Origin of the sequence: Thalassotalea sp. PP2-459 (genome assembly GCF_001913705.1) — a bacterium.
GTDB classification, from domain to species: Bacteria; Pseudomonadota; Gammaproteobacteria; order Enterobacterales; family Alteromonadaceae; genus Thalassotalea_C; species Thalassotalea_C hakodatensis.
Map to the genome: position 1 here is coordinate 32,025 of NZ_MKQD01000011.1, position 25,051 is coordinate 57,075.

Annotated in this window: 27 protein-coding genes; 23 read left to right on the forward strand and 4 right to left on the reverse strand. The window is 38.6% G+C overall.

Annotated features, from left to right (window positions below):
• Window positions 1–23 precede the first annotated feature (23 nt).
• From BI291_RS00750 to BI291_RS00775, 6 genes are all read left to right on the forward strand, one after another.
• On the forward strand, window positions 24–1,250 hold the full coding sequence (locus BI291_RS00750; protein WP_074495457.1) for a lipoprotein-releasing ABC transporter permease subunit: 1,227 nt from the start codon (window positions 24–26) through the stop codon (window positions 1,248–1,250).
• A complete protein-coding gene (gene lolD / locus BI291_RS00755; RefSeq protein WP_074495459.1) occupies window positions 1,243–1,938 on the forward strand; it encodes a lipoprotein-releasing ABC transporter ATP-binding protein LolD in 696 nt (231 codons plus the stop codon). The genes BI291_RS00750 and lolD overlap by 8 nt, the downstream gene beginning before the upstream one ends.
• Window positions 1,931–3,187 (forward strand): lipoprotein-releasing ABC transporter permease subunit LolE, encoded by a 1,257-nt coding sequence (lolE, locus tag BI291_RS00760; RefSeq protein WP_074495461.1) that lies wholly within the window; start codon window positions 1,931–1,933, stop codon window positions 3,185–3,187. Before lolD ends, lolE begins: the two co-directional genes overlap by 8 nt.
• Window positions 3,188–3,271: 84 nt before the next feature.
• Window positions 3,272–3,769 (forward strand): DUF2878 domain-containing protein, encoded by a 498-nt coding sequence (locus BI291_RS00765; protein ID WP_074495462.1) that lies wholly within the window; start codon window positions 3,272–3,274, stop codon window positions 3,767–3,769.
• Window positions 3,759–4,280, forward strand: a complete 522-nt coding sequence (locus BI291_RS00770) for a chalcone isomerase family protein (RefSeq protein ID WP_083601798.1) — start codon at window positions 3,759–3,761, stop codon at window positions 4,278–4,280. The genes BI291_RS00765 and BI291_RS00770 overlap by 11 nt, the downstream gene beginning before the upstream one ends.
• Window positions 4,273–4,815, forward strand: coding sequence for a DUF3833 domain-containing protein (locus BI291_RS00775; protein WP_074495466.1), 543 nt, complete (start codon window positions 4,273–4,275; stop codon window positions 4,813–4,815). The genes BI291_RS00770 and BI291_RS00775 overlap by 8 nt, the downstream gene beginning before the upstream one ends.
• On the opposite strand, the gene BI291_RS00780 is transcribed toward BI291_RS00775, so the two are convergent.
• Window positions 4,805–5,707 carry a TIGR01777 family oxidoreductase gene (locus tag BI291_RS00780; protein ID WP_074495467.1) on the reverse strand — a complete coding sequence of 301 codons (903 nt, stop codon included), beginning with the start codon at window positions 5,705–5,707 and terminating at the stop codon, window positions 4,805–4,807. The two genes, BI291_RS00775 and BI291_RS00780, sit on opposite strands and share 11 nt — an antisense overlap.
• 284 nt (window positions 5,708–5,991) lie before the next feature.
• On the opposite strand from BI291_RS00780, the gene BI291_RS00785 reads away from it, so the two are divergent.
• The 10 genes from BI291_RS00785 to BI291_RS00830 all read left to right on the forward strand — a co-directional run bounded on the left by BI291_RS00785 (window position 5,992) and on the right by BI291_RS00830 (window position 14,907).
• Window positions 5,992–6,552, forward strand: a complete 561-nt coding sequence (locus tag BI291_RS00785; RefSeq protein WP_074495468.1) for an LON peptidase substrate-binding domain-containing protein — start codon at window positions 5,992–5,994, stop codon at window positions 6,550–6,552.
• Window positions 6,553–6,624: 72 nt separating this feature from the next.
• Complete coding sequence (locus tag BI291_RS00790) at window positions 6,625–7,251, forward strand: sigma-70 family RNA polymerase sigma factor (RefSeq protein ID WP_074495470.1); 627 nt, start codon at window positions 6,625–6,627, stop codon at window positions 7,249–7,251.
• Complete coding sequence (locus BI291_RS00795; RefSeq protein ID WP_074495472.1) at window positions 7,244–7,924, forward strand: ChrR family anti-sigma-E factor; 681 nt, start codon at window positions 7,244–7,246, stop codon at window positions 7,922–7,924. The genes BI291_RS00790 and BI291_RS00795 overlap by 8 nt, the downstream gene beginning before the upstream one ends.
• Window positions 7,925–7,935: 11 nt before the next feature.
• Window positions 7,936–8,895, forward strand: a complete 960-nt coding sequence (locus tag BI291_RS00800) for a DUF523 and DUF1722 domain-containing protein (RefSeq protein ID WP_074495475.1) — start codon at window positions 7,936–7,938, stop codon at window positions 8,893–8,895.
• Window positions 8,896–8,978: 83 nt separating this feature from the next.
• Window positions 8,979–10,379, forward strand: coding sequence for a deoxyribodipyrimidine photo-lyase (gene phrB, locus BI291_RS00805; protein WP_074495478.1), 1,401 nt, complete (start codon window positions 8,979–8,981; stop codon window positions 10,377–10,379).
• A 34-nt stretch (window positions 10,380–10,413) separates the two neighbouring features.
• A complete protein-coding gene (locus BI291_RS00810; protein ID WP_254849495.1) occupies window positions 10,414–10,890 on the forward strand; it encodes a nuclear transport factor 2 family protein in 477 nt (158 codons plus the stop codon).
• Window positions 10,887–11,603, forward strand: coding sequence for an SDR family NAD(P)-dependent oxidoreductase (locus BI291_RS00815; protein WP_074495480.1), 717 nt, complete (start codon window positions 10,887–10,889; stop codon window positions 11,601–11,603). The genes BI291_RS00810 and BI291_RS00815 overlap by 4 nt, the downstream gene beginning before the upstream one ends.
• Window positions 11,604–11,617: 14 nt before the next feature.
• On the forward strand, window positions 11,618–12,886 hold the full coding sequence (locus BI291_RS00820; protein WP_074495482.1) for an NAD(P)/FAD-dependent oxidoreductase: 1,269 nt from the start codon (window positions 11,618–11,620) through the stop codon (window positions 12,884–12,886).
• A complete protein-coding gene (locus BI291_RS00825) occupies window positions 12,883–13,659 on the forward strand; it encodes a DUF1365 domain-containing protein (protein ID WP_074495485.1) in 777 nt (258 codons plus the stop codon). Before BI291_RS00820 ends, BI291_RS00825 begins: the two co-directional genes overlap by 4 nt.
• A 15-nt stretch (window positions 13,660–13,674) precedes the next feature.
• Window positions 13,675–14,907 (forward strand): cyclopropane-fatty-acyl-phospholipid synthase family protein, encoded by a 1,233-nt coding sequence (locus BI291_RS00830; RefSeq protein WP_074495488.1) that lies wholly within the window; start codon window positions 13,675–13,677, stop codon window positions 14,905–14,907.
• 41 nt (window positions 14,908–14,948) lie between these two features.
• Here the strand turns inward: BI291_RS00830 and BI291_RS00835 are convergent, their stop codons facing one another.
• On the reverse strand, window positions 14,949–15,458 hold the full coding sequence (locus BI291_RS00835; protein ID WP_074495489.1) for a DUF2062 domain-containing protein: 510 nt from the start codon (window positions 15,456–15,458) through the stop codon (window positions 14,949–14,951).
• A gap of 37 nt (window positions 15,459–15,495) precedes the next feature.
• Between BI291_RS00835 and BI291_RS00840 the strand changes: the two genes are divergently transcribed.
• From BI291_RS00840 to kdsB, 5 genes are all read left to right on the forward strand, one after another.
• A complete protein-coding gene (locus BI291_RS00840) occupies window positions 15,496–17,832 on the forward strand; it encodes a DNA internalization-related competence protein ComEC/Rec2 (protein ID WP_074495490.1) in 2,337 nt (778 codons plus the stop codon).
• Between the two features lie 201 nt (window positions 17,833–18,033).
• Window positions 18,034–19,728, forward strand: a complete 1,695-nt coding sequence (gene msbA / locus BI291_RS00845) for a lipid A export permease/ATP-binding protein MsbA (protein WP_074495601.1) — start codon at window positions 18,034–18,036, stop codon at window positions 19,726–19,728.
• Window positions 19,729–19,737: 9 nt separating this feature from the next.
• Window positions 19,738–20,778, forward strand: a complete 1,041-nt coding sequence (gene lpxK, locus BI291_RS00850; RefSeq protein WP_074495491.1) for a tetraacyldisaccharide 4'-kinase — start codon at window positions 19,738–19,740, stop codon at window positions 20,776–20,778.
• 4 nt (window positions 20,779–20,782) lie between these two features.
• Window positions 20,783–20,968, forward strand: coding sequence for a Trm112 family protein (locus BI291_RS00855; RefSeq protein WP_074495494.1), 186 nt, complete (start codon window positions 20,783–20,785; stop codon window positions 20,966–20,968).
• A 13-nt stretch (window positions 20,969–20,981) separates the two neighbouring features.
• On the forward strand, window positions 20,982–21,752 hold the full coding sequence (gene kdsB, locus BI291_RS00860) for a 3-deoxy-manno-octulosonate cytidylyltransferase (protein WP_074495506.1): 771 nt from the start codon (window positions 20,982–20,984) through the stop codon (window positions 21,750–21,752).
• Between the two features lie 28 nt (window positions 21,753–21,780).
• On the opposite strand, the gene BI291_RS00865 is transcribed toward kdsB, so the two are convergent.
• Both BI291_RS00865 and lgt read right to left on the reverse strand, forming a co-directional pair.
• Window positions 21,781–22,551, reverse strand: coding sequence for a ribonuclease H family protein (locus BI291_RS00865; RefSeq protein ID WP_074495508.1), 771 nt, complete (start codon window positions 22,549–22,551; stop codon window positions 21,781–21,783).
• Window positions 22,552–22,556: 5 nt separating this feature from the next.
• Window positions 22,557–23,351, reverse strand: a complete 795-nt coding sequence (gene lgt, locus BI291_RS00870) for a prolipoprotein diacylglyceryl transferase (protein ID WP_074495509.1) — start codon at window positions 23,349–23,351, stop codon at window positions 22,557–22,559.
• A gap of 165 nt (window positions 23,352–23,516) precedes the next feature.
• Between lgt and BI291_RS00875 the strand changes: the two genes are divergently transcribed.
• Entirely contained in the window at window positions 23,517–24,431 is a 915-nt protein-coding gene (locus BI291_RS00875) for an aldo/keto reductase family oxidoreductase (RefSeq protein ID WP_074495513.1), read from the forward strand.
• Window positions 24,432–24,440: 9 nt separating this feature from the next.
• Complete coding sequence (locus tag BI291_RS00880; protein ID WP_074495514.1) at window positions 24,441–25,022, forward strand: MarR family winged helix-turn-helix transcriptional regulator; 582 nt, start codon at window positions 24,441–24,443, stop codon at window positions 25,020–25,022.
• The last annotated feature ends 29 nt before the right edge of the window (window positions 25,023–25,051 follow it).

Here is a 25,051-nt window from a genome sequence, read left to right on the forward strand (position 1 = left end):
GCTTAATTTAGCATAGAAAAATAATGTTTCAGCCGGTTAGTTTCTTTATCGGACTTCGTTATAGCAGAAGTCGCCAGCGTTCAGGCTTTGTTTCCTTTATTACTTTTTTCTCTATTGTGGGTATTTTACTGGGCGTCAGCGCGCTCATTACGGTAGTTTCTGTAATGAATGGTTTTGAAGGGGAATTAAAAAAACGTATTTTAGGTATTGTGCCGCATGTGTTGGTCAGTGAAAATAATCAGCCGATGAATCATTGGCGCGATTTACACACGAAACTTTCCACACTTGAACACGTCACTCATGTCACTCCAATTATTGAAACAGAAGCGTTAGTGTTATCCAATAAAACGCTGCGTGGCGTGCTGTTACAAGGTATTGAACCTAATGAAGAAAGAAATAATATTGTTTTCAATCATATGGTTGCAGGGCAGTTAAGTTATCTAACCAATCAAAAGTACTCCGTTATTCTTGGCCAATCATTAGCACAAAAGTTATCTGTTTCAATGGGGGATACCATTCGTGTTGTGGTACCCGAAAAAACCTTATTCACCCCCATGGGACGCATTCCAGTACAACGCACGTTTACCATTAGTGGTATTTTTAATATGCGCTCACAAGTAGATGATTGGGTTATTTATATTCATCGTCGAGATGCTAGTAAGTTACTGCGCTATCCTGCAGATTCCATTAGCCATTTACGTTTATACTTAGATGACGCTTTTGCTGCTGATTCTCTGGTTGAAGCTAACCAAAACGACTTTTCAAACTACCAATTTAGTACATGGCGTTCAACGCAGGGTACGTTATTTTCGGCTGTTAGTATGGAAAAAAACATGATGTGGCTAATGCTAAGTTTAATTATAGCTGTTGCTGCCTTCAATATTGTTTCTGCGTTAGTAATGGTTGTAATTGATAAACAAGGAGAAATCGCTATTTTACAAACCTTTGGTATGGATAGAAGCGGTATTATCAAGATTTTTATGGCGCAAGGGCTTATTAATGGTGTTTGGGGCGTTATGTTGGGTACCATTTTCGGGGTGATATTAACGTTAAATTTAAATAACCTGATAACGTATTTTAATATTAATATGTTTGGTAGTGGTTTCTCGCAGTCTCTACCTATTAACATGCAGTTGAGTGATATTTTTATGATTTCTTTCACGGCATTAGCGATGAGTTTCATTGCAACGCTATACCCTGCCTATCGTGCATCACTTACCCAGCCTGCGGAGGTACTTCGTAATGAGTAATGGTTTGATTTGTAAACAACTTACTAAAGTTTACCAACAAGGAACAATGGAAACTTCTGTATTACAGGGGGTTGATCTTACTGTTGCATCTGGTGAGTTATTAGCGATAGTAGGTAGCTCTGGCAGTGGCAAGAGTACGCTTTTGCATTTGGCCGGTGGGTTAGATAGCCCTAGTTCAGGACAAGTATTTATCAATGGCACTGACATTCATACATTAAGCGAGAAAAAGAAAGCAAAGTTTAGAAATCAACATATTGGTTTTATTTATCAGTTTCACCACCTAATGATGGAGTTTTCCGCGTTAGAAAATGTGGCAATGCCATTGTTGATCCGAGGCCTACAGGAAAATGAAGCTGAGAAGTTAGCCTCTGAAATGTTAGCGCAAGTAGGATTGTCTCATCGTTTAGCACATCGTCCTTCAGAATTATCGGGTGGAGAAAGACAACGGGTTGCGATTGCTCGGGCTTTAGTGACAAAGCCGGCATTAGTGTTGGCCGATGAACCAACGGGTAATTTAGACTTCGATACTGCTGAGCAAATTTATCAACTGTTGAAAACGCTCAATCGCACATTAAATACCAGCTTCATTATTGTTACACATGATTTAACCTTGGCAGCAAAAATGGATAGACAAATTAAATTAGATCATGGTGTGCTTGTTAATGTAGAAGAGCTAGTCGATGGCTAAATCACTCAGTTATTTTTTAGCAAGACGCTATATCAGCCAGAAAAAAAATAGTGGTTTTGCCTCTTTTATTTCTGCATCATCAACCATTGGAATAGCGCTTGGCGTTGCCATCTTAATTTTGGTGTTAAGTGCTATGAATGGGTTTGAAAGGGCATTAGCGCAACATTTATTATCTGTGGTTCCCCATGCAGAACTTGTTAGCGTCAATGAACCGATAAATCATTGGCAACAGCAAGTAAATAATGCCAATCAACAACCAAATGTTGTGGCTGCAGCTCCGTTAATAAAAGTACAAGGAATGTTGCAACATAAAGATAAGTTAAAGGGCGTAGAGTTAAGTGGCGTTGATGTACAACTGGAACAGCAAGTCTCGGCAATTTCACATCATATGGTCGATGGTGATTGGCAACATTTATTAAAAGAAAACAGCATTATTATTGGACAAGCCACTGCTGATAAATTAGGTGTGAAAGTCGGTGAGCAGTTACAAATTCTATTGCCGCCTATGCGTCAAGAAGTGCAAGTAAAACGTCAATTTAATGCGATGAGCAAACGCAATGCTACTGTCGTTGGAATATTTAAGTTTGGTGGTGAGATAGATGCACAACAAGCGTATATTTCGCTATCTCAAGGTCAGGATATTATGCACTATGAGTCTCATCAGGTGCAGAGTATTCGCTTAACGGTTGAGCAAGTATTCGATGCGGCGAAAGTTGCAAAGCAAGTTGCTTATAAAACAGATGCTTATGTGTATATTTATGATTGGACCTATTCTCAAGGGCATTTATATAACGATATTCAACTTGTCAGAATGGTGATGTTTATTGTCTTAGTGCTTGTGATTGCGGTAGCAAGTTTTAATATTGTTTCAACCTTGATTATGGCCGTAAACGATAAAAAAAGTGATATCGCAATTTTAAAAACCATGGGCGCGCGTTCTCAAACCATTATGATGACATTTATACTACAGGGGTTAAGGAATGGACTTGTTGGTACCTTCATTGGTGGTATTGTCGGCACAGTACTCGCGCTAAATTTAACTGACATTGCGCGAATTTTAGAATCTTTTTTTGGCGCTAAGTTATTATCAGGCGATGTATACTTTGTCGATTATTTACCGACAGAAGTGAATAGTGCTGACATCTATCTAACTGTTTGCACGGCGTTGTTGCTAACGTTAGTGGCTACTGTTTACCCCGCATGGCGAGCAACGAAAATTGATCCTGCCCAAGTGTTGGGCCAAGTATAAGTTCGTCAATGGATCTGCTTCTAAGGTGATCTTTATCCTTTATTAAGACGTAACGGTAATTAATATCACCAATTTTTTACCGTTATGTTGATCCACTTTATCTTGTTTAATTTACTATGGTTGGCGTTAGTCATTTACGGCAATGCTGCAATAATCTTAGCTTTACTTTGGTTGGGTGCTTTTGCATGGCACAAGAAACTGACGAGGCATGAATTTTATTTAGCTGCTGTTATCACCTTTCTCGGGATTAGTATAGATAACATTTTAACTGTCTTAGGCATCTTTAGATTCCCTAACGAAACATTTATTCCTTATTGGCTAATAGTACTTTGGGCATGCTTTAGTTGTCTTTTATTGCGAGCGCCACAACAACTCAAAACGACTCGTTGGTTACAGGTAACGCTACCCATGTTCTTTGCGCCCTTAAGCTATTTTGTCGGCTTTCAGTTATCAGCCGTCAAGTTTGCTTGGGGTGTACTACCGACGATGTTATTGCTGTCTGTTATTTGGCCATTATTTATCATGTTAGCGTTCTCGTTAGAAAACTATTTGCTTGACAAGGAGCGTCACCGTGTCAGCTAAATCTATCGTATTTCTATGCTTATTAATGATGAGTACGGCACAAGCTAATCTATTGGCTATCAACAAGATTAAATCAGAATTAACACAAGTTGGTAAGGCGACCTTCTCATTCATGTTTTGGGATATTTATGAAAGTAAACTTTATACACAAGACGGGAGTTACAGCACAACTTCAAACCAACCTTTATTGCTGGACATTCATTATTTGAAAGATATTACACGGGATGATTTACTCGAAAATACCGTAGAGCAATGGCAATACTTAGGTTTTACAAAGGAGCAGTATGGTAAGTATCTTGATACTTTGCGTGTTCTTTGGCCAAACATTGAGAAGGGTGATTCCTTAGCTTTGCTTTATGCCAATAATCAAAGTCATTTTTATTTTAATGGTGAATTACTTGGCACAATAGAAGATACAAAATTTGCAGAGGTATTTCTTGCAATATGGCTTTCTGAAAAAACAAGTCAGCCAGCACTTCGCAAACGTCTAATAGGAGAAATCAATGAATAATGTATTAACGTCTTTAGTCATTGCCACTTGTTTAATCGGTTGCAGCAGTGATGTGAGTGATTATCGAAATACCTCACCTAAATTAGACATTAAAAGCTATTTTTCGGGCAAGCTCGTGGGTTGGGGCATGGTTAATAAGTACAACAATAAAGTATCACGTCGATTCTGCGTTGAAATTATTGGCACTTGGCTGGGTAATAAAGGTGAACTTGATGAAACGTTTTATTTTTTAGATGGTGAAGTGTCTAAGCGTGTTTGGCAACTTAACCTTGAAGCTAATGGTAAATATAATGGTCAAGCCCATGATGTAATAGGCACTGCTAAAGGGCAACAAGTTGGTATGGCGTTTAATTGGCAATATGAGCTCGATATTCCGATTGATAACGATGTGATCCGGTTCTCAATGGATGACTGGATGTATCAATTAGATGACAATCGCGTGATGAATAAAACTGCCATGAATAAGTACGGAATAACGGTTGCACATATAACGTTATTTTTCGATAAGTCTGTTCAACAGTGCTCTAATCGCTAAGTAAATCCAGTAACGCGCTGTTTAGTTGCGAATACTCAAATTGAAACCCATTGGCCAATAATTTCTTGGGCACAACGTTTTGACCGTGGATAAATAAGTCTGACATTTCACCAAAAATAAGCTTCAACACAAAACTAGGAGTTGTAAATATGCATGGGCGAGATAGTTGTTTTGCTAGTGTTTCACTAAATACTTGATTAGTGACGGCATTCGGTGCTGTCATATTTACTGCACCGTTAATAGCTTTTTGCTCCATTAAATAGATAATTGCGTTAACCATATCGTCAATGTGTATCCAGCTCATGACTTGTTCGCCGCTGGCAAACTTTCCACCTAAACCAAGCTTAAATGGTAGTAACATTTTGTTAAGAGCACCCGCAGTTGTAGAAAGAACAATGCCTGTTCTTAACAGACATACACGCGTAGACGATGATTGTGCCTTTAACGCAATGTCTTCCCACTGTTTGCAGATCTCATGTGAAAACTCTGGATAGTATTGCGTAAAGGTTTCATCTATTTGATAATTTCCTTGCCTGCCATAAATGCCTACGGCACTGCCAGACAGTAATGTGTGAGGTGGTGTTTCACTTTGTTGGATGAGTTCAACAATTTTACCGGTCAAATCCCATCTGCTATGACAAATCTTTTGTTTTTGGCTCGTTGTCCATCGTTTATCAGCAATGGGTTCTCCTGCAAGGTTAATAACAATATCTGTTTGATCGATTAGCGTTTGATTAAGGCTAGTTATAAGATTAATTGCGCTACCTAAGCGAGCAGTGGCGTTATCAGGTGAGCGAGTTAACACTGAGATCTGATTGTCTTGATCAGATAATAATTGCTTTATCAGGACTTGTCCTATCAAGCCTGTTCCACCTGTCATTAATATTCGCACTGTTTATCACCCATGAACTAAATAACTTAATTAATACGTGTATTTTCTAAGTGTAGATCACTTAAAAACTTTTATATTTTTTAACGATAATAATTTGATCCAATTCAAAAACTTGCCGTAGTACTTTGCGACCTATGTGAGAGAAGGAATTGACAAGTGAATTATATTTTCACTGAGTATTTATAAAATATGCATGTTAATTTTTCTTTAATTTAGGTACTTTTTTGTGATCAAAACCTAAGGTAGTTACGTAATAACTACAAAGACATCAATAAAAGATATTAATGAAGTTACCAATATTTCCACTGCCTGTATTTCTGCTACCACAAGGAATTACACGGTTACGCATTTTTGAACAACGCTATTTAAAGATGGTGAAATTGGCAATCAAAGAGCATGGCTTTGCCATTTTGTCGACGGTTAGTGGCGAGCATAAAGGTGTGGAAAATTGGGCGAGCTGGGTTGATATTATTAATTTTGATCAAGATAAACATGGCGTGTTAACGATTGATGTTAAATGTAAGTCAATCGTTTCAGTCTCGGAACTTTCAGAAGATAAATACAAATTAAAGTACGCCGATATTGTTCCTCAAAATCATTGGCCTGAAGAACGTTATGATGACGTAACAAACAGGTTGTCACAATCATTGTTAAAAATATTTGAAGAAAATAACTTACTGAGTGATCTCTATCAATCTGGTTTTAATGACAATGCTAATTGGATAATGTCGCGTTGGGTAGAGTTGCTACCGATCACACTTGAGGAAAAAATGATATTTGCTCAACAAAACTCTTATCCAATGGCGAAGCAATTTATTGCAAATATTGTCTTAGTAGAAAAATAAATTAACGTTGAGTGATCCAGTCACTTAATTGCTGCGTATTGGCTATTATATATATTCTTGGAAGTATTAAAGATGGTTACAGGGCAAATAAGCTTGTCAGTTACAGCTTCAAGTGTTAAACCTAAAGCTATGATCGATTCAACTGAACATCAACAGTTAAGTCAATGGCTTATATCTGTTGCAAATCATCGAGACAAAGCGGCATTTAGCGAACTGTTTAAGTTTTTTGCCCCTAAAATTTTGCGTATCGCTAAAAACAAAATTGGTAGTGAAGCGCAAGCAAGTGAAATAGTGCAAGAGACCATGTCTAATATTTGGCGTAAAGCTCACTTATTTGACGCCCAAAAAGGAGCACCCACGACGTGGGTATATACGGTAATGCGAAATGTTACCTTTGACATGCTGAGAAAAGTTAAAAGTAACCGTGAAGATACCTTAAGCGATGACATTTGGCCATTAGCTGAACAGTCAGCATCAGAAGATGAACCGTTTGAAGATCATCTCGCACAAAATAACATATTGTCTGTTATAGAAACACTTCCTGAAAATCAGCAGCAAGTGATTAAAGGCTTTTACTTTATGGAGATGTCGCAAGAGCAACTTGCCAATCACCTTGGTTTACCTTTAGGCACAATAAAATCACGACTACGCCTAGCCTTAGCGAAACTAAAGGCGCAGTTAGGAGAACACCATGATTAAGCATCATCCTACCTTTGAAATGTTAACTGCCTATGTGGCAGGAGAGTTACTGGCATCACTGGCTGCTGGTATTAGCATTCACGCGGATAAATGCGAGAAATGTAAAAAACAGATTAGCCTATTAACTGAGCAATTGGCGGAAGTGAGTTTTGATCATGATCAGGATTTATTAAACATTGATCAATTAAGTAATCAAAACGCTATATCAGTTGATTTTGAGCAAATGATCAACAATATTTGTGAAGATGACAGTATAACAATAGCTAAACCCGTTGAAGCAAAAACGATAACGTTACGCGACACAACATATGAACTACCCAGAGCTATACAAAATATGGAAATAACCAATACCGCTAGTATTGGTAAGCTTTCACGGGCCAGAGTAATGTTGGATGAAGGTGAAATTCATACAAGCTTAGTGCACATTGAGCCAGGCGGTGGCGTGCCCATGCATACACATAATGGCTTTGAACTTACTGTATTGGTTGAAGGTAGCTTTACTGATGAAATGGGTGAGTATTTTCCAGGCGACTTTATTATGCTTGATGGTCAGCACGAACATAACCCAGTGTCGGCTCAAGGGTGTTTGTGTTATACGGTAGCCAATGCACCGCAAAAATTTACACAAGGGATTAATAAATTGCTTAACCCTATTGGTAACTTTATTTATTAACAGGTGAAATTATGCATAGTTCATTTGATAAAAAAGACATTACAGTTGGAATAAGCGCTTGTATTGCTGGTGAAAAAGTTCGTTTTGATGCGAGTAATAAACCTTCAAATTTCTGTATGAAAGAATTGGCGCAACACGTCACTTTTAAAACATTTTGCCCTGAAGTTGCTATTGGTTTACCTGTACCTAGGCCTACGATCAGGTTAATTGAAAAAGATAATGTTATCAAAGTGGCAAGACCTGATGGTAGTGGAGATGTGACAGAAGCATTATCAGCATATGGCAAAAAAATCGCTAAATTTGCGGATAGCTTTAGTGGCTTTATTTTTTGTGCCAAAAGCCCAAGTTGCGGTATGGAGCGTGTAAAAATTTACTCACCTGAAGGTAATCCACTTCCTGCTACTGGGGTGGGGGCTTTTGCCGAGCAGATTATGGCGGCAAATCCATTGTTACCGTGTGAAGAAAATGGTCGTTTAAACGATCCAATAATTAAAGAAAACTTTGTTGCTAGAGTTTTTGCTTATAAGCATTGGCAGTCATTGGTTGAATCAGGGTTAACAAAACACAAGCTAACAACATTTCATAGTGAATATAAATATACGGTGATGAGTCATGATCTTGTTGCCTATAAAAAGCTAGGGCAATTACTTGCTAGCAATGAACTGCCTATCGAAGAGCTTGCACAACAATATATTACGGGCTTAATGGCAGCCTTGAGAATCAAAGCAACGCGAAAAAACCATGCAAATACGTTGTCGCATATTCAAGGTTATTTTTCAAAGCACCTTTCGCCAGAGCAAAGGCAAGAACTTTGTCAGCAAATCGAAGCGTTTCGCACTGGTTTAGTGCCACTTTTCGTGCCTTTAACCTTGATAAAGCATTATTTATTGTCACACCCCAAGTCGTATCTGGCTAAGCAGACTTATTTAAACCCGTACCCAGAAAGTTTAAAGCTACGCTACGGCTATTAATTTAACCTATATCGATGAAGACTACATGGTCTTTGTCGATATTCATTTCTTTGATTAACATACATTTTGGCATATGAGACGTTATGCAAATACTTTGGTTTAGAAACGACTTACGCGTGCATGATAATCCAGCTTTGCACCATTTTTTAATGCATTATCAATCCGGCGATCGGGCTATTTATTTGTTAACGCCAGCTCAATGGCACCAACATCACTGGTCGCGTATTAAAATTGATTTGATTAAACGACACGTAGCGTTACTGAGCAAACAGTTAAATGAACTAGGTGTGCAATTAGAGGTTTATCACGTTGATGACTTTGAACAACAAGTTGAGTTTATTATCAATGAAAATGAACAAGGCTCTGCAATTCATTTTATTGCAAATGAAGAACTTGAGATTAACGAAAGACAGCGGGATGAAAAATTAAAAAGTAAGGGGGTAACATTAACGTTATTTGAAGCAGACGTTATTGTTAGTAAAGGGAAAGTACTTAATCAAACGGGTGAAATGTTTAAAGTGTTCACCCCTTTTAAGCGTGCTTGGTTACGTCATGTAAAAAATGATGGTGTTGAATATTTGGGCAAACCAGACAAGCGAACAACTGCCATTGAAATTAATGATGAACCAGTCAACCATGCAAATAACGACGTTTTACAGGGTGACAACTCGTCGTCGCAATGGCCATTAATTGATGAAGTTGAAGCGCATACTATTCCTGCCTTTTTTGCTAACAAACATGACCAATATCATGAATTTCGAGATATACCTTCCATCAAAGGCACATCAGGTCTATCACCCTATTTAGCTATCGGCGCGTTAAGCCCAAGGTATTTACTACAATTAATTTTGAACAAACATCCAGATTTATTAACTGCGCATGATAGTCCTGCGTTTTCATGGCTTAATGAACTCATTTGGCGCGACTTCTATCGTCATCTGTTGCATCATTTTCCTAAACTGTGTCGGCATAAAATGTTTAATGATAAATATGCAAACATTACTTGGCCGTATGATAAAGCGAAATTTGATGCGTGGTGTTTAGGACAAACGGGTTACCCCATTGTTGATGCTGCGATGCGTCAACTCAATCAAACTGGCTGGATGCATAATCGCTTGAGAATGGTCGTTGCGAGTTTTCTCACTAAACATTTATTAATTGATTGGCGACTAGGTGAACAATACTTTATGTCAAAATTAATTGATGGTGATCTTGCTGCAAATAATGGTGGCTGGCAATGGGCAGCGAGCACAGGGTGTGATGCGCAGCCGTACTTTAGAATTTTTAATCCGATCCGACAAGGGGAAAGATTTGATCCTAAAGGTGAGTTTGTACGTAAGTATTTACCAGAGCTTGATAAAGTGCCTGACAAGCATGTTCACTTTCCGCATAGTTATATGAAGTCTCATTCTGATATAGCTTATTGGCCGGCAATTGTTGATCATAAAGTGGCGAGAGAACAAGCGCTAGCATTTTATCGATAAACGAATTTTATAGAGCAGCATCTGGGGACTCATTTTGCGACGACATATTGAGCAAGTATCTGAACATGGTATAGAACAGAGACCAGCGTGGTTGGTAAACTTCTGTGATACCTATCAATCTCTTTCTGCGGATAGTTCTTTTGAAGAGCTCGCACTAATCTATCACCATGATGTTGCTTTTATTGACCCTATGCACGAAATAAATGGCTTGGTTAATTTGACAAAATACTTTAGCGAACTCTACGAAAACGTAGCATATTGCCAATTTAAGATTACCCAATCTTTCTATCAACATCAGCATGCCGCTGTGTACTGGTCGATGACTTATCAACATACAAAGCTAAATAGCGGCAAGCCGATTGTCGTTGAAGGGCATTCCTACTTAGAAGCAAAGGGAGGGAAAGTTATTTACCATCGAGATTATCTCGATTTAGGTCAAATGCTGTACCAACATGTTCCTATTCTAGGACGAATTATTTCTTGGCTAAAAGCGCGGATAAAAACAGTATGAACATTGACAAAAATGTACTAATTACCGGTGCTACTTCAGGTATCGGAGCAGCGCTATTTGCTCTTTTCAGTAAACACGGTCACACCCTGTATCCATGTGGCCGCAATGAAGAAAAGCTTCGAGAGCTTAAGGAACATTCTACTAGGTGTCAGCCTTTATCGTTTGACATTAATGAAATCGAGCAAGTGAACCTAGCGGCGAGTCAGGTAGATGCAATCGATATACTGATATTAAATGCGGGCGATTGTGCTTATATTGATGATGCTATGGCATTTGATGCCGCTAATTTTGCGCGCATTATCAATACCAATTTAACGTCATTAGGTAATGTGTTAGCTGCGTTTTTGCCAAAAATGAACAAGGGTGGACAAGTGGTATTTGTCAGTTCAGCGGCAACATTATTACCGTTTCCTAAAGCTGAAGCCTATGGCGCATCAAAAGCAGGAATAAATTATCTGGCAAACAGTTTGAGAATTGATCTTGAAAAATACCAAATCGGTGTAAGTTTAGTGCATCCAGGCTTTGTTGAAACCCCCTTAACCGATAGAAATACCTTTGACATGCCTTTTATACTTTCAGCTTCAGAAGCTGCTCAACGCATCTATAAAGGTGTTATGAAGAAAAAACAATACATACATTTTCCCAGAAGATTAACATGGCTATTAAAAGTACTTGCTTTTATGCCTCAATTTTTAAGACATCGTTTGATGTAAATAGGTAATGACTAATGAAGCGTATAGCAGTTATTGGCGCAGGCATATCAGGTTTAACCGCAGCACATTTATTGTCTAAAAAACACAATGTTAGTGTTTTTGAAAGCCAAACTAATATTGGTGGGCACACGGCGACTGTTGATGTAACCGTTGCGGGAAAATCATATGCAATCGATACCGGTTTTATTGTTTTTAATAATAAAACCTACCCAAATTTTTTAGCTTTACTCGCAAGCATTGGTGTTGATAAACAAGCCACTGAAATGAGCTTTTCAGTGCATAATTGTCATACAGGGCTAGAATACAATGGCCATACCTTAGCAACACTTTTTGCGCAGAAGCGAAATATATTGAACCCCAAGTTTTGGCGTTTAATATTCGATATATTGCGTTTTAATAAACTCTGTAAAGCTGTCTTTCAGCAACAAGATATCTCTGAACATGAAACCTTAGGCGGTTTCTTGCAACAAAATGACTTTAATCAATATTTTGCAGAGCATTATATTTTACCCATGGGGGCGGCGATTTGGTCGAGCTCATTGGAACAAATGGAACAGTTTCAACTGCGTTTCTTTATTCAATTTTTCTATAACCATGGTTTGTTAAATGTGACAGATAGGCCTCAGTGGTATGTAATTCCCAAAGGTTCTAGAAATTACCTCGCGCCTTTAATCGCACCCTTTAAAGATAGTATTACTGTAGATGCAGAAATATGTTCAGTGCAACGACATGACGATGGCGTAACCTTGGTTTTTGAAGATAAATCTGAACAGATATTTGACGACGTAGTGTTTGCTTGCCATTCAGATCAGGCTCTTGCGTTACTAGATGCACCAACACCGGCAGAAAGGGAAATACTTTCAGCGATGCCTTATGCGGCCAATTCAGTGGTGTTGCATACTGATGAAACATTGTTACCAGTGCGCAAGAAGGCTTGGGCAAGTTGGAATTATCAATTAAGTGATAACCGAACAAAACCTGCAAGCGTTACCTATAACATGAATATATTGCAGGGATTAGACACTGAACATACATTTTGCGTGACGCTTAATCAAAAAGCAGCAATCGCCCCAGAAAAAATACTCAGAGAATTTACGTATCATCACCCTGTATTTTCTGTGCAATCGTTGGAAGCACAGCAACGACGTAGCGAAGTATGTGGTGTTGGCAACACGCATTTTTGTGGAGCCTATTGGTATAATGGCTTTCATGAAGATGGCGTAAGAAGTGCGCTTGATGTTGCTGCTAGGTTTGATTGCTTTTTATCAGAAGACAGCGAATGAAAACGCACACGTTTACCCCGTTAAACTCCTATGTTTATGTTGGAAGTATTCAGCACAGAAGGTTTACGCCAAAGCGGCATCAATTTTCTTATCGCTTGTATATGCTTGCACTCAATGTCGATAAGCTTGAGCAAGCGTTTTCAGCCTCACGTTTACTCGGTAAAAAGTGGTGGCAGCCAATAAGATTTGTTGAAAAAGATTACCTAGCAGGTGAACCAGGATCTCTTAAGGTACGTATTATAGATAAAGTGAGGGCACTGGGTGGTACGTCTACTATCTCGCAAGTTGTGATGCTCGTTCAAGCAAGAAGCTTTGGCATTTACTTTAGTCCAGCAAATTTTTATTTTTGTTACGACGATTATGGGCAATGCCGCTATATGTTAGCGGAAGTGAGTAATACACCATGGAATGAACGCCATTATTACTTGGTTGACTTACAAGGTAAAAAGATCAACGAAAAAGCATTTCATGTCTCGCCCTTTATGGATTTAGACATGCACTATTTATGGCAAGTTAAGCCCCCAGAACATATGGACGATAATTTGTTGATCCATATAGAAAACAGAAAAATGAATCAAGGTGATAAGTTAAAAGTATTTGATGCCCATTTAAGGTTGAAGAAACAACCCTTAGCAGCAAAAACATTAATGAAAACCTGGTGTCAATTGCCAGCGATGTCTTTGTCAATTGTAACGGGCATTTATTGGCAAGCATTAAAGTTATTTTTAAAAAAAATACCGTTTGTTTCTTATCAGCAGAAAAAAAGATTATAGCAGTAGGAGCTTAGTGTGGAGCAACTTGTAGAAAGTAAGGTTAAAGAGCCAGCAGAAACTTGGATAAACAAACGTTGTCGTGATCTAGTGTTTTCAGTATTAGACAAAATTCAGTTCGGTTGTATTGAAATTATTCAAGGTTCTTCTACCTATAGGTTTCCAGAGAATCGAACCAACTCTGAAAGTATTACTGGCACCATTGTTGTTCATGATACATCGACTTATCGTGACTTCGTTCGTGGTGGTAGCATAGGTGCTGCAGAAGCTTTTATTGATGGAAAATGGAGCTCACCAAACCTCACAAAAGTAATACAAATTTTTGCTCGTGCACAGCAACTGACAGATGAACTTGAGAAAAATGCTTCTTGGCTTGGTAAGTTAAAAAATGCGATTTATCACCGTTTTAATCGAAACAGTCAACAAGGCTCAAAACGCAACATTCTTGCACACTACGATTTGGGTAACGAACTCTACTCACGCTTTTTAGATCCAGAAATGGTTTATTCCGCCGCTATTTATCCATCCGAAAAGGCAAGCTTAGCGGAAGCACAAAAACACAAATTAGATACTATTTGTCAACGACTGTCATTGCACGAAACTGACCACTTGTTAGAAATAGGTACAGGGTGGGGCGGATTAGCCGTTCATGCGGCAATGCATTATGGCTGTAAAGTCACCACAACAACTATCTCTGATGCACAGCACGCATACGCGACAGAAAAGATAAAGGCATTAGGTTTAGAAGATCGTATTACTTTATTGAAAGAAGATTACCGTATGCTAACCGGTGAATACGATAAACTCGTGTCGATAGAAATGATAGAAGCTGTTGGCTATGATTACCTACCGAGCTTCTTTCAACAGTGTCACGCTCGGTTGAAACCAGGCGGTAAATTGCTGATACAGTCGATAACTATTGCTGATCAGCGCTTTGATTATTATCGAAAGAATGTTGATTTTATTCAACGATACATTTTCCCAGGAGGTTTTTTACCTTCAATTAATGAGCTAACAAAGCAACTGACCAAGCATACGTCGTTGGTGATGGAAGAGTTGCATGATATAGGGCTACATTATGCAAAAACGTTAGCAGATTGGCGTAAAGCTTTTTTAAAGGCTTGGCCAGAACTATCCACCTTAGGTTATGACGAAGAATTCAAACGCTTATGGCTGTATTATTTTGCTTATTGTGAAGGCGCGTTTATTGAGCGCTCAACAAGTACCGTGCATTTGATTGCAAGAAAATAACTACGGCTCCCAAAAGCGGTTATTGTTAACCGCTTTATCAATCACCTTTTCATGCGTTTTTTCCACGCTTTATTCACGGAATAACGCCAAAGGCCGTGAATACCAAAATAGCCAATTAAAGAAAATAATATCGATAGTACTGCGCAGCCGAGTAAAAATGACGGGCCTATGGTTGAAACGCTGTCAACAACCCATTGCCAGCTTGGAACAAACGCAAAAGCTTGCTCTTGTTTGCCTAAAATCCACGTACCTACCACATAACAAAAATAAAAAATTGCCGGCATGGTGACAGGGTTGGTGATCCACACTAACGCGATAGATAGCGGTAAATTTGCATGTACTATAATAGCTAAGCCTGCTGCTAACACCATTTGAAAAGGAATAGGAATAAAAGCGCAAAATAGGCCTACAGCAAACGCTTTAGCGACAGAACGACGATTTAGATGCCATAGATTACCGTTGTGAAGTAAGTCGCCAAAGATCTGCAAATGCTTATTTGCTTTGATTTTTTGATGATCTGGCAGCAGCTTTTTAATCGTTTTCTTAGGCATGGACGTCTAATTTATCAAGTTAAGGATTTCAATCACGATGGATCGTTGGTTATCGTCATTTCTCATAGGGGCGCTATTGTCACTTTTTTTACCAATAGTGCCAAGTTTATTTTATGTGCTTTTGTTTACGCTTTTAAGTCTAATTGTTGGTATTTTTTTGACAAATAAAAGCCTAGCTTGCTTTTGTTTGGGAATTGCATGGTTACTTTATCATGGCGCCCAGTATGAAGACATATGGCAGAATAATAATATTTCAACTGAGTTATTACATAAAGCGTCTTATACAGTAATTGGTGAGGTGCTTAGTATTCCTCAAATCAAGAAAAAAACTCAACGCTTTAATTTTTCAATAACACAATTTTCTGGGCAAGTGCTTAATCAGCCGATTAATGTAAGGCTTAGTTGGAAAAGTCATAAAAATGGGTTGAAACAAGGGCAAAAGTGGCGATTAAAAATAAAAATAAAACCGGCGCATGGGTTTGCCAACGAAGGCGGTTTTCATTACCAAACGTGGTTAAGACAACATAATATTCATGCAACAGGGTATGTAATTAAAGGGGTAGAGTCGAGTACATCGAAAGTTAGTGTCAGACAACGTCTTTATGAACATTATCAAAGTTTGTTACCAACACATCAAAACAATGCTTTATTACTAGCGTTAACCTTTGGTTTAAAACATCAAATATCAGAGGCACAGTGGCAGGTGCTCAATGCAACAGCTGCACAGCATTTAATTGCGATTTCAGGGTTGCATTTAGGGGTTGTTGCCATGTTGAGTTACGGGTTTAGTAAGTTAATACTGCGTTTACTATCATTAATAGTTCTCAGTTCTTCGCGAATTTCGAAAACATTAACGGTTAGTTCACAAGTGCTGTTTATTACCTTATTGACTCTTATTTTTGTAACATCTTACGCCTACATAGCTGGTTTTTCACAACCCACAATTCGTGCGGCAATTATGCTGATTATTTTGTGGTGTGCAAAACTATTAGCGACAAAATTTACCGCGACAAGGTTAATTCTGTTAACGATGTTTATGGTCGTTTTGTTTTCTCCTTTTAGTCTTTTATCTGCGAGCTTTTGGTTATCCATTTCAGCAGTAAGCACCATTTTGTTATTTATTTGGCGTTATAAAAAGCATGTTAAATCTGATCATAATTCGATTTTTACTCGGTATTTTCACGTGGTACTGTATGCCTTGAGCTTTCAAGGCTTTTTAATTTTTACACTTTTGCCTTTAACGTCTTCTATGCAGTATCAAGTGTCGTTAGTTGCTATCTTTGCCAACATCATAGCGGTGCCATGGGTGAGTTTAGTGTGTGTACCGCTCACATTATTTTCTGTAATTGCCAGTGTTATCAATGAAACTAGCGCAACTGTATTAATCTCGTTAGCACAATTAAGTTTAACCGTGTTGTGGCAGTGGCTTGATGGCGTTGCAAAGCTGTCATGGGCAAGCGTATCAATAGATCATACAACATGGTTAACATTGTCAGTGTTGGTGGTTGTGAGCGTAATACTACTATTGGTTACTTTTCAAAAACGGATATTTATCTACTCGGTGTGTGGCGTTTCGTTGATGTTAACCGGTTTTGCATATGTAAATAATAAGCCAAGCAGAAACTCGGTTTGGCTTGTCGATATACTTGATGTTGGTCAGGGCTTATCTGTGGTAATTCGCACAAATGAGCAAACGATTGTTTATGATACTGGCGCAACTTATCCAAGTGGTTTTTCGATGGCTAAGTCAGTGATTAAGCCTTATTTAAATTATGAAGGGATTTCTATTATTGATTTGTTAATCATCAGTCATGATGATAATGATCATGCTAGCGGTCAAGCATTCCTTGAAACGCACCTTCAAGTAAACGAATTAATGTTTAATCATAAAAAGCAATATACCTCATGCTTAATAGGTGAAATTAAAAAAATTGGCCGGTTAACTTTTGAAGTATTACACCCTACAGAACGTCAAGCTGATCATAACGATGACTCCTGTGTTGTGAGAATCTCTGATGATAAGTTTAGTGTGTTATTGACAGGGGACATTTCAAAAAAAGTTGAGCAAGCATTAGTTGATAATTATAGAGAAAAATTAAACTCAGATGTATTAGTTGCACCACATCATGGGTCAAAAACGTCTTCTTCACAGTCTTTTATTCAAGCAGTGTCACCAAAGCAGGTTGTTTTTAGCGCTGGCTTTTTAAATCGCTGGAATATGCCTCATCAAGATGTTGTTCGTCGTTATCATCAATTTAACATTAAAACATATACTACTGCCACACACGGGAGGGTGAGAGTAATTGTTTCGCCTGAGGACTATCAAATGCAAACTTACCGAGAAGCACATTGGCCATTCTGGTTTGCTAATTAATATTCAGGCCTCCTTTGCAGATGAACTTTGTGATGTTAATGATTAAATCAAAGCTTGGTTGGTGTTCTATAACAAGCTAGAATAGTTAGGATTGAATTTAATTGATAAGAGTAGTAAATGTCGACGTCGACAGAAAGCGAGCCGTTACAAAACGCCCCGGAAGATAACCAAGATAAAACTTGGCAAAACTTTAAACGGTTAATGGGGCACACGAAACAGTATAAAACCGCAGGTATTTTTTCAATTATTTGCATGCTTGGCTATGCCAGTATAGATGTGTACTTTCTTTCAAAACTTCCGGCATTAATAGATGAAGGCCTATCGGGGAAGAACTCTGAGTTTATGAAGTGGGCACCTTTGTTTGTTATTGTGTGTTTTATTATTCGTGGTATTTGCCATTTTCTCAGTAACTACTGCTTAGCGTGGGTAGGTAATAATGTTGTCGCTGATTTACGTCAATCTATGTTTAGTCACATAATGGCGATGCCGGTAACCTTTCATGACAAAACCTCAACCGGCACCTTAATTTCCAAGCTGACATTCGATACTGAACAAGTGTTGCAGGCTACCAGTAAATCGTTATTAACGATTGTACAACAAGGTGGGCTTGTTATTGGTTTATTGGTGTTAATGTTTTGGCAAAGCTGGCAGTTGTCGGCAATATTTTTGGTGATCACACCAATCATCGCGTTTATTGTTACATACGTTTCAAAGCGTTTTCGCACGGTGAGTAAGAATATTCAAGATTCCATGGGTGAAGTTACGCGTACTGCTGAGCAAACCTTTAATGGCCATAAAGTAGTATTAACCTTCGATGGCAAACATCGAGAAGATGAACGTTTTGCAGAAATAAATAAAAATAACCGCCAACAACGTATGAAAATGGTAGCAACTAAATCAGCAAGTGTACCGTTTATTCAAATTATTGCTTCCTTTGCGTTAGCGTTTGTTCTATACGTTGCCACTCTAGATGGTGTGGTCGATAACATTTCTGCCGGTGTTTTCATGGGGGTGGTTACCTACATGACAATGTTACTTAGACCTTTAAAATTATTGACTAATGTAAATAGCGAATTTCAAAAGGGAATGGCAGCCAGTAACAGTATTTTTGGCTTATTAGATGAAGCACTTGAACAAGACACAGGAACAATCCCATTAAAACGTGCTACTGGAGAACTTCGTTTTGATCACGTAAATTTTTTATACCCAGGAGACGATAAGCTCGCGTTAACTGACGTTAACTTTCACGTTAATGCAGGAGAAACAGTAGCGCTTGTTGGTCGTTCTGGCAGCGGAAAATCAACAGCCAGTTCTTTGTTATTACGTTTTTATCAAGCTACACAAGGACAAGTGTTGCTAGATGGGCATAATGTGATTGATTATCAACTGAATGACCTTCGAAAACAATTTTCATATGTTTCACAGCAGGTGGTATTATTCAATGATAGCCTAGCCAATAATATTGCTTATGGTCGTCCAGAAGCGAGCGAAGCAGAAATTATTGAAGCTGCCCGTAAAGCACATGTTCTCGAGTTTGCTGAACAATTACCAGAAGGTTTACATACAAACATTGGTGATAACGGCGCACTTTTATCCGGTGGTCAACGCCAACGTGTCGCTATCGCGCGTGCATTACTCTGTGATTCACCCATTTTAGTGCTTGATGAAGCAACCAGTGCGCTCGACACTGAATCGGAGCGCCATATTCAAGATGCGTTAAATGCGTTACAAGAAAATCGAACGTCTATCGTTATTGCTCATCGTTTATCTACCATTGAAAATGCTGATAAAATTATTGTTATGGAACAAGGTAAGATTGTCGAGCAAGGTGACCATAAAACATTACTTGCCGCCGATGGTGCTTATGCACAGTTACATAAGTTTCAATTTGGATAACCGTTAATCATGCGATTAATTGAAAAGGTATGGTTTCATCAACATCCAGCACGTTATTTATTGGTACCGATATTACTACCGATTTCAGCGTTATTTTGGTTGATTAGCAGTGTTAGGCGGTTAAGCTTTCGTTATGGTTTGTTAACGCAAACTAAGCCGAGTTTACCTGTGGTGGTCGTGGGTAATATTGGTGTAGGAGGCAATGGTAAAACTCCTGTGGTGCTATGGCTTGTTGAATGTTTGAAAGCACATAATATTAACGTAGGTGTTATTAGCCGCGGGTATGGCGCAAAGGCGCCTTATTATCCTTATGTTGTGAATGAACAAAGTGATGCGACTATGGTAGGCGATGAACCGATGATGATTTTTAATCGTCATCAAATACCTGTTGTCGTTGACAGTGATCGTAATGCAGCAATTGAACAGTTAAAAACGATGTCAGTAGAACTGGTGATTAGTGATGACGGTTTACAGCATTATAAAATGGCACGGGATCTTGAGCTTATCATTGTCGATGGCAAGCGGTTATTCGGTAATGGTTTATTATTACCTGCAGGGCCTTTACGAGAAACAACAAGACGCTTAAAAGCGGTTGATCATGTGATCGTTAATGGAAATTCAACACCATTAAGTTGCGAAGATACGCCACAACATGTGATGACATTAAAAGCAAAACACCTGATAAATGTTGCGACGAATGAAAAAGTCACGCTTGCTGATTTTCTTTTAGGATCAGCTCAAGTAAACGCTTGTGCAGGCATTGGCTCGCCAGAGCGTTTTTTTACCCTGTTATCTACATTAGGTTTCTCGGTTATAAAACAAAAGTCTTTTAATGATCATCATGACTTTCAACGAAGAGATTTCGGTGATTTTGAACAGAATATGCCTTTGTTAATGACTGAAAAAGATGCAGTTAAATGTCAATTATTTGCAGATAATAATTGGTGGTATTTACCGGTAGATGCGGAATTTAATGAGCTATCTGCTAAAACGTTAATAGAATCATTGCTCACTTTAGTCAGTAATGAACGAGAACAAAAAGAAGAGTAATAATATGGCTTTTGATATTAAATTGATGGAAATTCTTGCTTGTCCTGTTTGTAAAGGTAAGTTGCAGTATAAAAAAGATCAACAAGAGCTTTGGTGTAATTTTGACAAGCTTGCCTTCGGTATTGAAAAAGGCATACCTGTTCTGTTAGAAAGTGAAGCGCGCCGACTCAGTGAAGACGAACGTAATTAATACGGAGCTAAATATGTCATTTGTGGTAGTTATTCCAGCCCGTTTTGAATCTTCTCGTTTACCTGGCAAAGTATTAGCCGATATTCACGGTAAGCCAATGATTCAGTGGGTTGTTGAAAAAGCGGTAAAAAGTGGTGCAGAAAAAGTGATTGTCGCTACCGACAATCAGCAGGTTGCCAAGGTAGTTGAAGGCTTTGGTGGCGAAGTGTGCTTAACTCGAGCTGATCATCAATCAGGTACAGAAAGATTGGCTGAAGTAGTTGAGAAGTACCAATTTGAGCCAGAGCAAGTCGTTGTCAATGTGCAAGGAGATGAACCTTTCATCCCGCCAGAAAATATTGCACAAGTGGCAAGTAATCTTGCTAACCAACAAAAAGCAAAAATGGCGACACTGGCTGTACACATTACTGATGCTGAAGAAGCCTTTAATCCGAATGCAGTGAAAGTGCTAATGGATAAGCAAGGATATGCTTTATATTTTAGTCGAGCGACAATCCCATACGATAGAGAGCGCTTTTTAACCGCTAAAGATACAACAACTGTCGGAGATTATTATTTACGCCATATTGGTATTTACGCGTACCGAGCTAGTTTTATCAATGAATATATTCAATGGCCAGCAAGTGAACTAGAGCAAATTGAATCGTTAGAGCAATTACGCGTATTGTGGCAAGGTGAAAAAATTCATGTTGCTGTAGCACAAAGCCGCTTGCCAGTAGAAGGTGTTGATACCCCAGAAGACTTAGCTAAGGCAATTGCCTTTGCGGCACAGATAACAGTATAGTGTGTATGAGCCCGCAACGCGGGCTTTTTTAGCCAGAAGGCATTGCTAGAATGGAAGTGATGTTCAGTGCCTTTTCGTAGGTTACAAAGCTTTTTTGTTTTGTCATTCTTGCATAAACAGCCATGCGATCTGCTAATTCATTACCTTCAATATTTGCGTGACCTTTAACGTGGCTAACAATAACTTGTTGTTTGATTTGCTGATATAACTCAAAGCATGCTTTGATTATTTCTGGATTCTTGATTGGTTGACCATCTGCTTTTTTCCACCCCTTGCGTTGCCAGCCTGATGCCCACTTAGTAATACAATCTATTGAGTAGCGAGAATCACTTAATACCTCGATACGCATCTCGCTGTTTTTTTGTAAATACTGCTGCGCAAGTTTAAATGACTCAAGCAAACCTAGGAGCTCTGCAGTGTTATTTGTACCGTTAGCATCATATAAACCATACCAAAGCTGAGTTAGCTTGCTTTTTTGATAAACAGCTATGCCTGTACCAGCTTGGCCTGGGTTAGGTGAACAAGCACCGTCACTATAAATTTGAATGTCAGCGTTTACGCCATGAGCATTAGTGTTCAACGTGTTTTCTGGTTTAGTGCTCGGTTTTTTTTGTGTTAATGAGCGTTTAGTTAGCGCTTTTGTATAACTTTCTTTAAATGCTTTTTCTGCATCATCTTTCGTAGTGAACCCCATATATTGGGCATCTGCTCTGCCTGAGGTTAACTGCTGTACTTCTGGCCAATTATCAAAAACACCTGTTTTTGTACCTTTCCAAATGACGTAATATTTTTTTGCCATAAAATTTATTTTTTACCTGTAATGGCTGAAGTTTGCTTTGCACGTAGAAATAATAATACGCCAACGAAAAAGAACGGAATACTTAACATTTGTCCGGTATTTAACGCGGACTCTAGCGTATAAGAGGCTTGCTGTTGTTTAAAAAACTCAATAACAAAGCGAGCACTAAAAGTCAGTATTAAAAATAAACCGAGTAAAGCGCCAACACGCTCTTTAATAGCAGTACTTCGATAAAGTAATGTTAATACAACGGCAATTAACAAATAAGCGATCGCTTCATAAAGTTGTGCCGGATGACGTGCTAAGGTGTCAACTCGTTCGAAAATAATGGCCCAAGGCACATCACTTGGGTGGCCTAAAATTTCTGAATTTACAAAATTCGCTGAACGAACGAATATACCAAAAACAGCGGTTGCAATAGCTAACCTATCAAGTAGCCATAGCGTATTGATGTGATGGCGCTTGCAAAATAACCAGGTACCTATGATGGCACCGAGTCCACCACCATGACTGGCTAAGCCGCCTTCCCAAATCGCCAATATTTTTAATGGATTAGCAAAGTAAAAATTAGGATCATAGAAGAAACAATGACCGAGCCTTGCACCAATAATAATGCCTAGTACCACATACATTAATAAATTGTCTAAGGTATCTACATTTTTATTCTCTAGGGTGAATACCCATTTCATATAATACAAACCAGCAAAAATTGCGCTGGCAAATAATGCACCGTACCAATGTATAGTGACAGGGCCAAGTGAGAATAATATGGGATCGACGTTCCAAACAAAATGTGACACAGGTTAACCTTCTTGTGGAAAATTGCTGGCGCTAATATATCAGTCTATTGATAAATTGTGCAGGATAAATTGCCGTTTTATGTAAGAAAACCACAGTATACGTACTTATTTTGCGCTAACTTCATGTTATATTGAGGGCATGCAAGATTTAATATATATAAATTTATGAAAAACGTACACTTAGCGCAAACACCATACACCACTTCTCGGTTAATTTATGGTTGTATGCGCATATGCGGTGATAACTCACAGGAAGCACGTAACAAAGGGAAACGTGCTATACATGCAGCTATTGAATCAGGTTACAACCACTTTGACCATGCTGATATATACGGCGGTGGTGAAAGTGAACGTTTATTTGGCGAAGTGATAAAAGCGACACCTGCATTACGAGATGATTTAATTATTACGTCAAAAGCGGGTATTCGTCCGAAAAAAGAAAATGAATATGCACCAACGCGATATGATTTTAGTAAGCAGTATCTCTTAGATGCTGTTGAAGGTTCATTATCGCGTTTAAATGTTGATTATTTAGATCTTTTCTTATTGCATCGTCCGGATTTTTTAATGGATGTGCATGAAGTAGCAGAAACGTTTGCGTTACTGAAGGCTTCTGGCAAAGTAAAACACTTCGGTGTCAGTAACTTCTTACCGTCGCAAGTTGAAATGTTGCGTTCTGTGATGTCTATGCCGTTAGTGGCAAATCAAGTTGAAATCAATGTTCATAACATTGATACTTTGCTAAATGGCACCTTAGATCAATGTCAACAACATCAAATAGCACCTATTGCTTGGTGTCCTTTAGGTGGTGTGGCCTACCCAGCATGGGGAAATACCTTTACGACAAAGGATGAGCAACGTATTGAACACGAATTAAAGCAACAAGCTGAAAAATATCAATGTCACCCTTGGCAAGTGATCTTAGCTTGGTTAGTAAAACACCCAGCTCAAATATTGCCTATTATTGGTTCGACAACGCCTGAGCGAATTGAAGCTGCAAAGGTGTCGTTAATGCTCGATTATTGTCGTGAAGATTGGTATCGCTTGTTTGAAGCGAGAAATGGGCAGTCAGTACCTTAGGGGAGCCATATGATCAAATCATCGGCACGGCGTTTAGCGTTCCAACTTACCACTGAGCACAAGGAACCACTTGATCTTACTAATCATTTACCGTTTCAAATTGCGGTAGTGAGTAACCTGCTTGCGCTTAATAGAGACTGGAAAATTCGTAACTTATCTGATCTTGATCCGCGAGAAATGCGGGTATTACTTAATATTGGTTCTTACATGCCAATTAAGTCAGCCGATATTGCGTATCAATCTCGCCTTGACTCTTATACCGTTTCCCGAGCGGTAAAAAAATTACTTTCATTAGACTTGATAGAATCGCAGCCTGATCAACATAAAAAGAATGTGAAAAACCTTGTGTTGAATGAGCGAGGATTAACGATATACAAACATGTAACAGCGGCGATGGATGAACGTAGTAAGCAATTAGAAAGTGTATTAACGGAAGAAGAAAAAGCATCTTTTTATCAAATGTTAGCCAAAATTGAAGATAAAGCTGAACAGTTACTCGCAGAGCAAGCAAAAGAGTTGATTGCACAAGGAGAAGACGCACCAGCAGATCAAAAAGAGCTTATAAGGTGGCGTAAGAAAAGCAAAAGCTAAACGCTCTTTCTGTAGCAAACATTATTGTT